A 13,162-nucleotide genomic window follows, 5' to 3' on the forward strand; every position below is an offset into this window, starting at 1 on the left:
TAAAAAAGGAACGGCCCAAAACCTCATCAGTCACTACTTAAGCAACTCGTTTTCCAGGTGCCGTGCCTGGGAGTTTGCTCAAACGAGCCGGGGACCGCTCTGGCCATTTAAAACCAAGGAGTTTTACCTGATGAGTACCGAGAAGCCAGGAACCCCGCCGAAGAGTGAACTCGCGGGCACCGAAACCCTGGACCGTGGCAACACCAACGCCAAGCTGCAGGCCCTGGACGAATTCCGTTCCGACGCGACCGGACAGGCCCTGCGCACCAACCAGGGCGTGAAGATTTCCGATAACCAGAACACCCTGAAAGTCGGCTCCCGCGGCCCGTCGCTGCTGGAAGACTTCATCATGCGGGAAAAGATCACGCATTTTGACCATGAACGCATCCCGGAGCGCATCGTGCATGCGCGCGGTACTGGCGCCCATGGTTACTTCCAGACTTATGAAGACCACTCGGCGCTCTCCAAGGCCGCCTTCCTGCGCATTCCGGAGCATAAAACCCCGGTATTTGCGCGTTTCTCCACCGTGCAAGGCCCGCGTGGCTCGGGCGATACGGTGCGTGACGTGCGTGGCTTTGCCGTGAAGTTCTTCACCGAAGAAGGCAACTTCGACCTGGTGGGCAACAACATGCCGGTGTTCTTCATTCAGGACGCGATTAAATTTCCTGACTTCGTGCACGCCGTCAAGCCTGAACCGCACAACGAGATCCCTACCGGCGGATCGGCGCACGATACGTTCTGGGACTTTGTCTCGCTGGTGCCGGAGTCGGCGCACATGGTGGTCTGGGCGATGTCCGACCGCGCCATTCCGAAAAGCCTGCGTGCCATGCAGGGCTTTGGCGTGCACACCTTTCGTCTGATCAACACCGAAGGTAAATCAAGCTTTGTGAAGTTTCACTGGCGGCCAAAAGTCGGCACCTGCTCGCTGGTGTGGGACGAAGCGCAGAAGCTGGCCGGTAAAGATACCGACTACCACCGTCGCGACCTGTGGGAAGCGATTGAAAGTGGCGATTACCCTGAGTGGGAACTGGGCGTGCAAATTGTTGCGGAAGAAGACGAACACACGTTCGATTTCGACCTGCTCGACCCGACCAAGATCATCCCCGAAGAGTTGGTGCCGATCACCCCGCTGGGCAAGATGGTGCTGAACCGCAACCCGGACAACTTCTTTGCCGAAGTCGAGCAGGTTGCGTTCTGCCCAGGCCATATCGTGCCAGGTATCGACTTCACCAACGACCCGCTGCTGCAAGGTCGTCTGTTTTCTTACACCGACACGCAGATCAGCCGTCTCGGTGGTCCGAACTTCCATGAGATCCCGATCAATCGTCCGGTCGCGCCGAACCACAACAATCAGCGCGATGCCCAGCATCGGACCGTGATCGACAAGGGGCGCGCCGCTTACGAGCCGAACTCCATTGACGGCGGCTGGCCGAAGGAAACGCCTGCGGGCCCGACCGACGGCGGTTTTGAGACCTACTACGAGCGTATCGATGCGAATAAGGTGCGCGAGCGCAGTGAATCGTTCGGTGACCATTTCTCCCAGGCCACGCTGTTTTTTAACAGCATGAGCCATCACGAGAAAGAGCACATCATCGCCGCCTACAGCTTTGAGTTGGGCAAGGTCGAGCGCGAGCATATTCGTGCGCGCCAGGTGAATGAGATTCTGGCCAATATCGACTTGGAACTGGCCAAGCGCGTTGCGCAGAACCTGGGCTTGCCCGCGCCGACCAAAGGCACGGTGCCGGTGCGTGAAACCTCGGTGAAAAAATCGCCGGCCTTGAGCCAGGTGAATTTGCTCTCGGGTGACATCAAGACGCGCAAAGTAGCGATCCTGGCTGCCAATGGCGTGGATGGCGCGGCGATTGATGCGTTGAAAAAAGCCCTGGAGGCAGAAGGTGCGCACGCCAAGTTGCTCGGGCCGACCTCGGCACCGGTGACCACGGCGGATGGCAAGACGCTGCCGGTGGATGCGTCGATGGAGGGCATGCCGTCCATTGCCTTTGACGCGGTGTTTATCCCAGGCGGCAAAGCCTCGGTGGAAGCGCTGAGCGGTGACGGTGTGGCGTTGCATTACGTGCTGGAGGCGTACAAGCACCTGAAGGCGATTGCGGTGGCCAGTGACGTGAAGCCATTGCTGGATCTGCTGAAGCTGGAGGCGGATGCGGGGTTGATCGTGGGGGCCGATGCCAAGGCGTTCAAGGCGTTCTTCGCGGCGATTGCCCAGCATCGGGTCTGGGAGCGTGAGCCGAAGGCCAAGGCGATTCCGGCTTAAGTCTTCCGCTGTGGCTTAAACCGCCTTCGCGAGCAAGCCCGCTCCCACATTTTGACCGCATTCTCATGTTGGAAATCGGTCAAGTGTGGGAGCGGGCTTGCTCGCGAATGGCGTCAGTCCGCCTTACGCGGAATCAGCACAACCTGCGCCGGAATATGTTTCAAGATCTGCCGGTGGATCTTCAGCTCATACCCTGAATCAATCTTCTTCACCCGTTTGGTCAGCAACGTGGCCAACCACGGGTAATCCTCGGTGCGCGGCGCCTGGATGCTCACGTCGCACTGGTAATTCACCACATCGGTGGCGATTGCATCCAGTTGGTGGCGCAACGCCTGGATATCGGTGAGGTTCAACGCCACGGTGGTGCTGGGCGCTGCCGGGTCGATGACCTTGGCGGCGGGCTTGGCTTCGGCGGCCTTCAAGGCTTGCTCGGCGTTATCCAGCTCGACTTTGCGGGCATGGGTAATGGCGCTGTTGACGCCGCCGGTCAGCGCCGGCGCCTTGGGCATCAAGGCGCGGGCGCGGCTCAGGGCCGTGGCGGCGGCGTTGACATCCCCCTTTTGCAGCACGATCTGGCTGCGCTGCAGATAGGCTTCCGCCAACTGGCGCTGGTAGTTTTCCAGCGTCGGGTCGTTGGGCGACTGGGCCTGCAATGCGGCGAGTTGGTCTTCAGCGGTGGCCAGCTCACTGCTGGCCAGGTTTTGCTCCAGCTGCGCGATGGCCGCGGCACGCGGGTCCGCAGCCTCGGGCGCGGCGGGCGGTGTGCTTTGACAGGCGCCCAGCAGCAGGGAAAATGCGGCAAGGAGCAGATAACGGGAGGTGAACGGCTTCATTCCTGCGACTCTCTATTTGCGCAAAAAGCGAGCAAGTCTACACCCCTCGACGGGGCAGGACAAAACTCAGCAGAAACAGGGCGGCGGCCGTGACCACAATCGATGGCCCGGCAGGCGTATCTTTGAACCAGGACAGCGCCAGGCCCCCGCACACGGCAAGCATCCCCAGCAGGCTGGCGCCGACCGCCATTTGCTCCGGCGAACGGGCATGGCGTTGGGCGGCGGCGGCCGGGATGATCAACAGCGACGTGATCAACAATACGCCGACAATCTTCATCGCGACAGCAATCACCACGGCGATCAGCAACATCAGGGCCATGCGCAGGCCTGGTACGGGCAAGCCTTCCACTCTTGCCAGTTCTTCATGCACGGTGATTGCCAGCAGCGGACGCCAGAGGGCGACCAGCAACACCAGCACGATCGCGGCGCCGCCGAGGATCCAGGCCAGATCGGTCGGGCTGATCGCCAGCAGATCACCGAACAGATAGGCCATCAGGTCGATGCGCACTTCGTGCATGAAGCTCAGCACCACCAGGCCCAGGGACAGGGTGCTCGGCGCCAGGATGCCCAGCAAGGTGTCTGAGGCCAAGGGCTGGCGCTGTTGCAGGGTCACCAGCAACACCGCCAGGAGCAGGCAGCCCGCGGTCACGGCGATGGTCGGGCTCACGTCCAGCAGGAAGCCCATGGCCACGCCCAGCAGCGCGGCGTGGGACAAGGTGTCGCCAAAATACGCCATGCGCCGCCAGACCACGAACGAGCCCAACGGGCCCGCCACCAGCGCCAAAGCCAAGCCTGCCAGCAGGGCGTAGAGCAGAAAATCAGCCATGCTTGCAGCTATCTCCATGAACGTGAGGGGTAGACGCGTCATCGACAACGGCGCCATGCAGATCGTGGGCGTGGTCGTGATGGTGGTGATAAATCGCCAGGCTTTGTGCGTTCTTGCCGAACAGCTCGACGAACGCCGGGTCGCCGCTGACTTGTTCCGGATGCCCCGAGCAGCAGACGTGACGATTGAGGCACACCACCTGGTCGGTGGTGCTCATTACCAGGTGCAGGTCGTGGGACACCATCAGCACGCCGCAGCCATGGCGGTCGCGCAGGCGGGTGATCAGGCTGTACAACTCGGCCTGGCCGGCCACGTCGACGCCTTGTACGGGTTCATCAAGCACCAGCAACTCCGGCTCGCGCAGCAGGGCGCGGGCCAGCAGCACGCGCTGCATTTCGCCACCGGAGATGCTTTGTACCGGGCTGTCGATCACCTGTTCGGCGCCGACTTCCTTGAGCGCGGCCTGGGCGCGGGCGCGGTCGACACCCGGCACCAGGCGCAGGAAGCGCAATACGGACAGGGGCAGCGTCGGGTCGACATGCAGCTTCTGCGGCATATACCCCACGCGCAGCTTGGGTTTGCGCCACACACTGCCGGTGTCGGGCTTGAGCAGCCCGAGCACGGCACGCACCAGGGTGGTCTTGCCGGCGCCATTGGGGCCGATCAAGGTGACGATCTGCCCAGGCTCCACGCTGAGCGCGATGTTATCCAGCACGTTTTGCCCGGCAAACGTGACCCCGACCTGTTCCAGGCGGATTAAAGCGTTGCTCATCAAGCCCCCTGGCAGCCCGAGCACAGGCCGACCACTTCGACCGTTTGCCCTTCGACCGTGAAGCCGACATCGGCAGCGCTCTGGATGATGGCGTCGCTGATGCTTTTCTGTTCAAGCTCGATGGCGGCGTGGCACGCGCGGCAGATCAGGAACTGGCCCTGGTGCGCGTGTTCCGGGTGGTTGCAGCCAACGAAGGCGTTGAGCGAGGCGATGCGGTGCACCAGGCCGTTTTCCAGCAGGAAGTCCAGCGCGCGGTACACGGTCGGCGGCGCGGCGCGGCGGCCGTCCTGCTCGCTGAGTACGCCCAGAATGTCGTAGGCGCCCAGCGGCTTGTGGCTTTGCCACACCAGTTCCAGCACACGGCGACGCAAGGCGGTCAGGCGCAAGCCCTTCTGCGCGCAGAGGGTGTCGGCTTCCGACAGCGCGGTATGCACGCAGTGAGAATGGTCATGGGGACGGCTGGCAAGCGGTGTTTTAGGCATGAGCGGCGACAGATATTTGATAGAGACGTTATTATGTTACCCGTTCCTACGCCATTGAGTGGTCATCGTGTCCCGACTTTTTCCCGTTTTTGTCGTATTTGTCACCAGTTTGTTCGTAACTGGGGTTGCTCAGGCCGAGGTCAAGGTGCTGACCAGCATCAAGCCCTTACAGCTGATTGCCGCTGCTGTGCAGGACGGTGTAGCGGTGCCTGAGGTGCTGCTGCCTCCCGGTGCATCGCCGCATAATTACGCGCTGCGTCCATCCGACGTACGGCGCGTGCAGTCGGTGGACCTGCTGTATTGGATCGGTCCGGATATGGAAACCTTCCTGCCGCGCGTGCTCAAAGGTCGTACGGCGACAACGGTGGCGGTTCAGGATCTGCCGGGTATGAAACTGCGCCGCTTCGCCGAAGATAGCGAGTCCCATGCTGACGATGCCGACGAACATGACCACGATCACCGCCCTGGCAATGTGGACTCGCACTTGTGGCTGTCGACAGTGAACGCGCGCGTGATTGCTGCACGGATGGCCTCTGACCTGGCTGCCGCCGACCCGACCAATGCTGCGCGGTATCAGACTAATGCGAAGGCCTTCGATGAGCGCCTGGATGCACTGGACGCTCGCCTGAAGAAGCGTCTGGCGGTGGTCGAGGGCAAACCTTACTTCGTGTTTCACGAAGCCTTCGATTACTTCGAAGACGCTTACGGTTTGAAGCATGCCGGCGTGTTCAGCGTTGCCGCTGAAGTACAGCCTGGCGCCCAGCATGTGGCGGCGATGCGCACGCGATTGCAGGAAGTGGGCAAGACCTGCGTGTTCAGCGAACCGCCGTTGCGGCCGCGTTTGGCTGAAACGCTGGTGGCTGGCCTGCCGGTGAAGTTGGCGGAGCTGGATGCGTTGGGCGGGTATACGCCGGCTACGGCTCAGGGTTATGAACAGGTATTGGAGAATCTGGGTAACAATTTGGCCGGGTGCCTGGAGTCCCTCTGACCGCCAACACATCACCAATGTGGGAGCGGGCTTGCTCGCGAATGCGGTGTGTCAGTCAGTACATCTTTGACTGTTCAACCGCTTTCGCGAGCAAGCCCGCTCCCACATTTTTACCGAGTTGAGGTTTAGAGGGCGAACGGCAGTTGGACTGTAACCTGCTGACGCTGCATCAGCCGATGCTCGAACTCCGCCGGGTCATGGATCAATACATCCTGCCCGGCAAATGACTCGGCAGCAATCAGGCGTGACAACCAGAACCGCACACACGCCACGCGCAACATCGTCGGCCACAGCTCGGCCTCCCTGGCGGTGAACGGCCGCAAGCCCGCATAAGCGCCCAGCAACGCGCGGGCGCGTGGCCCGTCAATCACGCCCTGTGCATCCGAACACCAGTCATTCAAGGCGATCGCCACGTCGTACAGCATCGGGCCGGAGCAGGCGTTGTAGAAATCGATCAGGCCGGTGAGATGCGTGCCTTCGAACATCGCGTTGTCGCGGAACAGGTCAGCGTGAACGTTGGCGCGCGGCAGGGCGAGGATGTCGGCTTTGTGTGCCTGGATCTCCGTCAGTGCCGCCTGCAGCAGGCGCTGCTGTGCATCGTTCAAGTGCGAAATCAGTTGCGCACCTTCGCTGAGCATCCAGTCCAGCCCGCGATCGGTCTTGCGTTCCAGCACCTTTTCGCCTTGTGTCGCCAGATGCAGATGGCCAAGCAGGTCGCCCACTTGGGCGCAGTGCTGGGCATTGGCGTCCTTGATGTGCTTGCCGGCCAGGCGCGGTTGCAGCAATGCCGGTTTTCCTTTCAGTTCGCGCAGAGCCACGCCGTCGGTTGTGCGCAGAGCGTAAGGTACCGGCAGGTCGGCGTCGTGGAGCACGTCGAGCAGTTCGATGAAGAACGGCATTTCCACGACCGGGCCACGCTCAACCAGGGTCAGGACGAACTCGCCCTGCTCCAGGCTGATAAAGAAATTGGTGTTTTCGCTACCGGCGGCAATCCCCTGGAAGTCGAGCAGGCGGCCGAGCCCATAAGGGGCGAGAAAGGTTTCCAGCTCGGGCCGAGCCAGGGGGGTGAACACAGACATGGTTAAAACTGCCAGTACGGGCGCCGCTGTGTGCGGCGCCAATTGAAGTTAAGAAATCATTTCCATTCGAAAATCTTCCATGACGGGATCAGCATATCCGGCTGGTCAGAGCGGATGAAGTTCGCGTCGGTTCCGTCCGCGCGTACCAGGAAATACGGTGGCGCGCCCTTCGGGGTGACCTTGATCGCGTACAGGAAACCGTTCTGGCGGTACTCCTGGATGGTCTTGTCGCCTTCCGTGCGAATGGTAACTTCCGGGTCACCGCCAGGTGCATCGTCTGCCGCCATGGCAGCCATCGGAGCGAGTGCAATCAAGCCGGTCAACAGCAGGCGATTGAATGTACGCATGATAACCTTGTCCCTTTGTCGTCATTGGTCCGGCTATTCTAGCGCCTGACCCGCCGAAAAGGTTGATTCTGCTCATGAGCCACGCACCCCTCGTCCTGGTGGACGGTTCTTCTTATCTGTACCGCGCCTTTCACGCACTGCCACCGCTGACCACCTCCAAAGGCCTGCCCACCGGTGCGGTCAAGGGCGTGTTGAACATGCTCAAGAGCCTGCGCAAGCAGTACCCGGACAGCCCGTTCGCGGTGGTGTTCGACGCCAAGGGTGGGACCTTTCGCGATGACATGTACGCCGAATACAAGGCCAACCGCCCAAGCATGCCCGATGACATGCGCCTGCAGATCGAGCCCTTGCACCAGAGCGTAATCGCCCTGGGCTTCCCGCTGTTGTGTGTCGAGGGCGTTGAGGCCGATGACGTGATCGGCACCCTGGCCCGCAGCAGTGCGGCCGCCGACCGTCCCGTGGTGATTTCCACCGGTGACAAAGACATGGCGCAGCTGGTGGACGGGCACATTACCTTGGTCAATACCATGACCGGTAGCGCGATGGACGTGGAGGGCGTAAAGGAGAAATTCGGCGTCGCTCCGGAGCAGATCATTGACTATCTGGCGTTGATGGGCGATTCGTCCGACAACATTCCGGGCGTTCCTGGCATCGGCCCGAAAACCGCGTCCGGCTTGTTGGTGGGCGTCAATGGCGGCCTCAAGGAGCTCTACGAGCAGCTCGATATTGTGCCGACCCTGCCTATTCGCGGCGCCAAGACGTTGCCGGCCAAGCTTGAAGAGCACAAGGAGATGGCGTTCCTTTCCTATCAGTTGGCAACGATCAAGATCGATGTGCCGCTGGACGTTGGCCTGGACGACTTGCACCTGATCGAGCCGGACCGCGAGAAACTCCTGGAGCTTTACACCCTGCTGGAATTCAAGAGCTGGATCGATGAGATCCAGCGCGATGCCAAACGTATCGAGCTCAAGACGCCGACCGTTGCGCCTGCGGCAGAAGCGGTCGTTGAGGCTGTCGCGGCGGTTGCTGTGGAAACTGTCTACACCACCATCCTCGACCAACCCACTTTTGACCTTTGGCTGAAAAAGCTCAACGACGCAACATTGTTTGCCTTCGACACCGAAACCACCGGGATCGACGCCCAGAAGGCGCAGCTGGTCGGGGTTTCCTTCGCCGTGCAGCCCCATGAAGCGGCCTACGTTCCGCTGGCCCATGCCTACGTCGGTGCACCGGAGCAGTTGGACCGCGACACGGTGTTGCTGGCCCTTAAGCCGCTGCTGGAAGACCCGACCAAGCTCAAGGTCGGCCAGCACGCCAAGTTCGACATGAACATCCTGGCCAACTGCGCCATCGGCGGCGACCCGGCTCAGGGCATTACCCTGCGTGGCGTCGCCTTCGACACCATGCTTGAGTCCTATGTGCTGAACGCCACCGCAACCCGGCATGACATGGACAGCCTGGCCAAGAAATACCTCGACTATGACACCGTCACTTTTCAGGACATCGCCGGCAAGGGCGCCAAACAGCTGACGTTCGACCAGATCGCACTGGAGCAGGCTGGGCCTTATGCGGCGGAGGATGCGGATGTGACCTTGCGCCTGCATCAGGCATTGCACGCGCAACTGGCGGCCATTCCGAGCCTGGCCAGTGTGCTGACGGACATCGAGATCCCGTTGGTGCCGGTGCTGGCGCGCATCGAGCGCCAGGGGGCGCTGGTTGACAAGGAACTGCTGGGTATCCAGAGCATCGAGCTGGGCAACAAGATGGTCGAGCTTGAGCGCCAGGCGTTCGAGATCGCCGGCGAGGCGTTCAACCTGGGTTCACCCAAGCAGCTCGGCGCGATTCTGTACGAAAAGCTTGGCATGCCCGTGTTGAAGAAAACCGGCAAGGGCCAGGCGTCGACCGCCGAAGAAGTGCTGGCCAAGCTGGCCGAAGATGACTATCCGCTGCCCAAGGTGCTGATGCAGTACCGCAGCATGAGCAAGCTCAAAAGCACCTACACCGACCGCCTGCCGGAACAGATCAACCCGCGCACCGGGCGGGTGCATACCTCCTACCACCAGGCGGTGGCGGCAACCGGGCGTTTGTCGTCCAGTGACCCGAACCTGCAGAATATCCCCGTGCGCACCGCCGAAGGGCGGCGGATCCGCCAGGCGTTTATCGCGCCCAAGGGTTACAAGCTGTTGGCGGCGGACTATTCGCAGATCGAGCTGCGGATCATGGCGCACCTGTCCAAGGACGAAGGGCTGATGAATGCCTTCCGCCACAACCTGGATGTGCACACGGCTACGGCCGCCGAGGTATTCAAGGTCGAATTGGGCGAAGTCACCTCTGACCAGCGCCGCAGCGCCAAGGCGATCAACTTTGGTTTGATCTACGGGATGGGCGCGCAGAAACTGGGCAAGGACATCGGCGTCGACACCAAGACAGCCAAGGCTTATATCGATGTGTACTTCGCCCGCTATCCCGGGGTTCGCGAGTACATGGAGCGCACCCGCGCCCAGGCTTCCGATCAGGGCTATGTCGAAACCTTCTTCGGGCGCAGGCTTTACCTGCCCGATATCCACTCCAACAAGCCGCAGGAGCGCGCGGCCGCGGAACGTACCGCGATCAACGCGCCGATGCAGGGCACGGCGGCGGACATCATCAAGAAAGCCATGGTGCTGGTGGACGACTGGCTCACCGAGTCGGGCCTGGATGCCAGGGTTATCCTGCAGGTGCACGATGAACTGGTGCTGGAGGTGCGTGAGGACCTGGTGGCCGAGGTCAGCGAGAAGATTCGTGAGCACATGAGCGCCGCAGCCCAGTTGGACGTACCGCTGCTGGTGGAAGTGGGCGTGGGTAATAACTGGGACGAGGCACACTGATCACGGGCGCTCTGCCACCTCATCGCGGGGTGGCAGGGGTGTGTTGGTCCAGGATCAGTCCGTCAGTTATTTCCAATAGTTTTTGAACCTGCCGGAACTTAACCTGTGAACCGCTACTCAGAGTTACTGAATGGGTGGTGAAGCCCTTCAATGCTCCTATGTTGTGTTAAGTGTTGGCAGATATCCAGACCCCGCCCTAGCGGTCTGGAACTTGAACCCCGAACTTCCCCTCCCCATACGAAGTCCGGGGTTTTTTTTGCCTGCGCAAAAGTTATTCCGCGAGTTCCGCGCCTTTGTCGGCCAATTCCATCCAGCCGGCCAGCACGGTGTAAGCGTCTTCCAGCCCCATGCGCTTTGGCGCCGAGAACAGCTGGATAGTGATCGCGTCACCCCAGCCTTTACGAATTTCGGACTGTACTTTGAGCAGGGTGTTCTTCGCGGCGCCGTAGGTCAGCTTGTCGGCCTTGGTCAGCAGGATATGCATCGGCATGCCGCTGGCGACCGCCCAATCGAGCATCAACAGGTCGAAGTCGGTCATCGGATGGCGGATGTCCATCATCAGGATCAGACCCTTCAAACTCTCCCGGCCACCCAGGTAGGCCTCCAGGTGACGCTGCCAGTGCAGCTTCAGCGGGATAGGTACTTTTGCATAACCGTAGCCCGGCAGGTCGACCAGACGCCGATCATCGTCTAGCTTGAAGAAGTTGAGGAGCTGTGTGCGGCCCGGTGTTTTTGAGGTGCGGGCCAGGCTGGCGTGAGTCAGGGTGTTCAGCGCGCTGGATTTGCCGGCGTTGGAACGACCGGCGAAGGCGACTTCAAAGCCTTCGTCATCGGGGCATTGGTCAACCTTGGCGGCGCTGAGCATGAACGTGGACTGTTGGCACAGGCCGAGGATGGGATTCTTGAGTTGCATGAGTTTTCCGATGTGGGCGGTGCCGAAAAAGGGTGCGGCAAGCGGTGTCGTTTCCGTTTCAGTAGCGCCAGTATATAATGCCGCAGATTTTGTGTGTGCTTTGTCCCAGCGAAGGATGAGGTTCACGGGAGCGAAAGACCTTTATTGCGCATTAGAACGCAAAACGCTCTCAAACCCTGAATTGATCGACACATGATCAAGTGGTTGCCCCAGGGTTTCAAGGCAATGCCGCCGCGTGGTTTTGTGCAAGGACTGCAGTACTGAGGATTACCAGGCCATCGTTGAGTGGGTGGTGAGTAAACCCGGTAGATAACTCTTAAACCCCTTAGCCGTAGTTGGATTAGCTGATGAACAAACTGATCGTGAGTCTGCTGTTGACCTTGGGCATCACAGGCGCTGGCGTCGCTGCAGAGGGCCCCCTTAAAGGTGATGCCGCTGCCGGTCAAGCGAAAGCCGCCGTCTGTGGTGCTTGCCATGGGCCGGATGGTAACAGCCCGGCACCGAACTTCCCCAAACTGGCCGGCCAGGGCGAGCGTTACCTGACCAAGCAGATGCAGGATATCAAGAGCGGCAAGCGTACGGTCCTGGAAATGACGGGCTTGCTGACCAATACCAGCGATCAGGACATGGCGGATATCGCGGCGTACTTCGCCAGCCAGAAAGGCAGTGTGGGAGCTGCCGATTCGAAACTGGTGGCCCGCGGAGAGAAACTGTTCCGCGGCGGCGACCTGGAAAAAGGCCTGCCTGCCTGCACCGGTTGCCATTCGCCAAACGGCGCCGGTATCGCAGCCGCTGGCTTCCCGCACCTGAGTGGCCAGCACGCCACCTACATCGCCAAGCAATTGACCGATTTCCGCAAGGAAGAGGCCGGGCGAGCCAACGATGGCGATGCGATGATCATGCGCACCATCGCCCGCAAGCTCAGTGATGAAGACATCGCGGCGGTCTCCAGCTATATCCAGGGCCTGCACTGAGGTGTACGCAACGTTAACACTCGATTAATCCGGTGATGCAAGCATAAAAAGGGTGGCCCAGGCCGCCCTTTTTTGTGGCCGGTGCCGTTACACTAACGAACTCATGCCCGCGCAGGCCTGTCACAACAAAGGTCGCGTGAGGCGACTTTATTTGTCCAGGAGTAAAGCATGCGTAATCTGATCCTCAGCGCCGCTCTCGTCACTGCCAGCCTCTTCGGCATGACCGCACAAGCTGCCGACGTGCCGCTTGAAGCCGGTAAAACCTATGTCGAATTGGCCAACCCGGTTCCGGTTTCGGTGCCTGGCAAGATCGAAGTGGTGGAGCTGTTCTGGTACGGCTGCCCGCATTGCTACGCCTTTGAGCCGACGATCAACCCGTGGGTTGAGAAACTGCCCAAGGATGTAAACTTCAAACGTATCCCGGCCATGTTCGGTGGCCCGTGGGATGCCCATGGCCAATTGTTCCTGACCCTGGAAGCCATGGGGGTGGAGCACAAGGTGCACAACGCCGTGTTCAACGCGATCCAGAAGGAAGGCAAGCGCCTGACCAAGCCGGACGAAATGGCTGACTTCGTCGCCACCCAGGGCGTGGACAAGGACAAATTCCTCGCCACCTTCAACTCCTTCGCAATCCAGGGCCAGATCAAGCAGGCCAAGGAACTGGCGCAGAAGTATGGCGTGCAAGGCGTACCGACCATGATCGTCAACGGCAAATACCGTTTCGACCTGGGGACTACCGGTGGTCCTGAGGCGACCCTCAACGTTGCTGACCAACTGATCGCCAAAGAGCGCGCAGCCAAGTAAGGGGC

At 60.7% G+C, this 13,162-nt stretch carries 12 protein-coding genes and 1 pseudogene; 6 read left to right on the plus strand and 7 right to left on the minus strand.

Annotated features, from left to right (window positions below; genetic code table 11):
- Nucleotides 1-130: 130 nt before the first annotated feature.
- Nucleotides 131-2,272 carry a catalase HPII gene (gene katE, locus BLL36_RS15320; RefSeq protein WP_076952224.1) on the plus strand — a complete coding sequence of 714 codons (2,142 nt, stop codon included), beginning with the start codon at nt 131-133 and terminating at the stop codon, nt 2,270-2,272.
- Nucleotides 2,273-2,385: 113 nt separating this feature from the next.
- Here the strand turns inward: katE and BLL36_RS15325 are convergent, their stop codons facing one another.
- Genes BLL36_RS15325 through zur form a run of 4 tightly spaced genes read right to left on the minus strand, consistent with a single transcriptional unit; the run spans nt 2,386 to nt 5,185 of the window.
- The gene (locus BLL36_RS15325) at nt 2,386-3,105 is read right to left on the minus strand and encodes a PA5502 family lipoprotein (protein WP_076952225.1); all 720 of its coding nucleotides are present in this window, start codon (nt 3,103-3,105) and stop codon (nt 2,386-2,388) included.
- A 37-nt stretch (nt 3,106-3,142) separates the two neighbouring features.
- Entirely contained in the window at nt 3,143-3,931 is a 789-nt protein-coding gene (znuB, locus tag BLL36_RS15330; RefSeq protein WP_076952226.1) for a zinc ABC transporter permease subunit ZnuB, read from the minus strand.
- Nucleotides 3,924-4,703: a zinc ABC transporter ATP-binding protein ZnuC gene (gene znuC / locus BLL36_RS15335; protein ID WP_076952227.1), complete on the minus strand. Its 780-nt coding sequence runs from the start codon at nt 4,701-4,703 to the stop codon at nt 3,924-3,926. Before znuC ends, znuB begins: the two co-directional genes overlap by 8 nt.
- Nucleotides 4,703-5,185, minus strand: a complete 483-nt coding sequence (gene zur, locus BLL36_RS15340) for a zinc uptake transcriptional repressor Zur (RefSeq protein WP_076952228.1) — start codon at nt 5,183-5,185, stop codon at nt 4,703-4,705. The genes znuC and zur overlap by 1 nt, the downstream gene beginning before the upstream one ends.
- A 58-nt stretch (nt 5,186-5,243) precedes the next feature.
- On the opposite strand from zur, the gene BLL36_RS15345 reads away from it, so the two are divergent.
- On the plus strand, nt 5,244-6,173 hold the full coding sequence (locus tag BLL36_RS15345; protein ID WP_076952229.1) for a zinc ABC transporter substrate-binding protein ZnuA: 930 nt from the start codon (nt 5,244-5,246) through the stop codon (nt 6,171-6,173).
- 125 nt (nt 6,174-6,298) lie between these two features.
- Here the strand turns inward: BLL36_RS15345 and BLL36_RS15350 are convergent, their stop codons facing one another.
- On the minus strand, nt 6,299-7,252 hold the full coding sequence (locus tag BLL36_RS15350; RefSeq protein WP_076952230.1) for a homoserine kinase: 954 nt from the start codon (nt 7,250-7,252) through the stop codon (nt 6,299-6,301).
- A gap of 56 nt (nt 7,253-7,308) precedes the next feature.
- Nucleotides 7,309-7,599 (minus strand): DUF2782 domain-containing protein, encoded by a 291-nt coding sequence (locus BLL36_RS15355; protein WP_012721523.1) that lies wholly within the window; start codon nt 7,597-7,599, stop codon nt 7,309-7,311.
- A gap of 74 nt (nt 7,600-7,673) precedes the next feature.
- Here BLL36_RS15355 and polA point away from each other — a divergent pair, with 74 nt between their 5' ends.
- The gene (gene polA, locus BLL36_RS15360) at nt 7,674-10,466 is read left to right on the plus strand and encodes a DNA polymerase I (RefSeq protein ID WP_076952231.1); all 2,793 of its coding nucleotides are present in this window, start codon (nt 7,674-7,676) and stop codon (nt 10,464-10,466) included.
- 271 nt (nt 10,467-10,737) lie between these two features.
- Here the strand turns inward: polA and yihA are convergent, their stop codons facing one another.
- Nucleotides 10,738-11,379: a ribosome biogenesis GTP-binding protein YihA/YsxC gene (yihA, locus tag BLL36_RS15365; RefSeq protein ID WP_076952232.1), complete on the minus strand. Its 642-nt coding sequence runs from the start codon at nt 11,377-11,379 to the stop codon at nt 10,738-10,740.
- A gap of 207 nt (nt 11,380-11,586) precedes the next feature.
- Here yihA and BLL36_RS31300 point away from each other — a divergent pair.
- From BLL36_RS31300 to dsbA, 3 genes and pseudogenes are all read left to right on the plus strand, one after another.
- Nucleotides 11,587-11,692, plus strand: a pseudogene (locus BLL36_RS31300) (c-type cytochrome); the annotation flags it as partial.
- A 34-nt stretch (nt 11,693-11,726) separates the two neighbouring features.
- On the plus strand, nt 11,727-12,353 hold the full coding sequence (locus BLL36_RS15375) for a c-type cytochrome (protein WP_076952233.1): 627 nt from the start codon (nt 11,727-11,729) through the stop codon (nt 12,351-12,353).
- A gap of 168 nt (nt 12,354-12,521) precedes the next feature.
- Complete coding sequence (gene dsbA, locus BLL36_RS15380) at nt 12,522-13,157, plus strand: thiol:disulfide interchange protein DsbA (protein WP_057006180.1); 636 nt, start codon at nt 12,522-12,524, stop codon at nt 13,155-13,157.
- The last annotated feature ends 5 nt before the right edge of the window (nt 13,158-13,162 follow it).

This window comes from Pseudomonas cedrina subsp. cedrina (assembly GCF_001983175.1).
Lineage (GTDB): Bacteria > Pseudomonadota > Gammaproteobacteria > Pseudomonadales > Pseudomonadaceae > Aquipseudomonas > Aquipseudomonas cedrina.

Bases quoted from the DNA above. Each gene is read 5' to 3' on its own strand.
- katE (WP_076952224.1), top strand. From the start codon at position 131: ATGAGTACCGAGAAGCCAGGAACCCCGCCGAAGAGTGAACTCGCGGGC.
- BLL36_RS15325 (WP_076952225.1), bottom strand. From the start codon at position 3,105: ATGAAGCCGTTCACCTCCCGTTATCTGCTCCTTGCCGCATTTTCCCTG.
- znuB (WP_076952226.1), bottom strand. From the start codon at position 3,931: ATGGCTGATTTTCTGCTCTACGCCCTGCTGGCAGGCTTGGCTTTGGCG.
- znuC (WP_076952227.1), bottom strand. From the start codon at position 4,703: ATGAGCAACGCTTTAATCCGCCTGGAACAGGTCGGGGTCACGTTTGCC.
- zur (WP_076952228.1), bottom strand. From the start codon at position 5,185: ATGCCTAAAACACCGCTTGCCAGCCGTCCCCATGACCATTCTCACTGC.
- BLL36_RS15350 (WP_076952230.1), bottom strand. From the start codon at position 7,252: ATGTCTGTGTTCACCCCCCTGGCTCGGCCCGAGCTGGAAACCTTTCTC.
- BLL36_RS15355 (WP_012721523.1), bottom strand. From the start codon at position 7,599: ATGCGTACATTCAATCGCCTGCTGTTGACCGGCTTGATTGCACTCGCT.
- polA (WP_076952231.1), top strand. From the start codon at position 7,674: ATGAGCCACGCACCCCTCGTCCTGGTGGACGGTTCTTCTTATCTGTAC.
- yihA (WP_076952232.1), bottom strand. From the start codon at position 11,379: ATGCAACTCAAGAATCCCATCCTCGGCCTGTGCCAACAGTCCACGTTC.
- BLL36_RS15375 (WP_076952233.1), top strand. From the start codon at position 11,727: ATGAACAAACTGATCGTGAGTCTGCTGTTGACCTTGGGCATCACAGGC.
- dsbA (WP_057006180.1), top strand. From the start codon at position 12,522: ATGCGTAATCTGATCCTCAGCGCCGCTCTCGTCACTGCCAGCCTCTTC.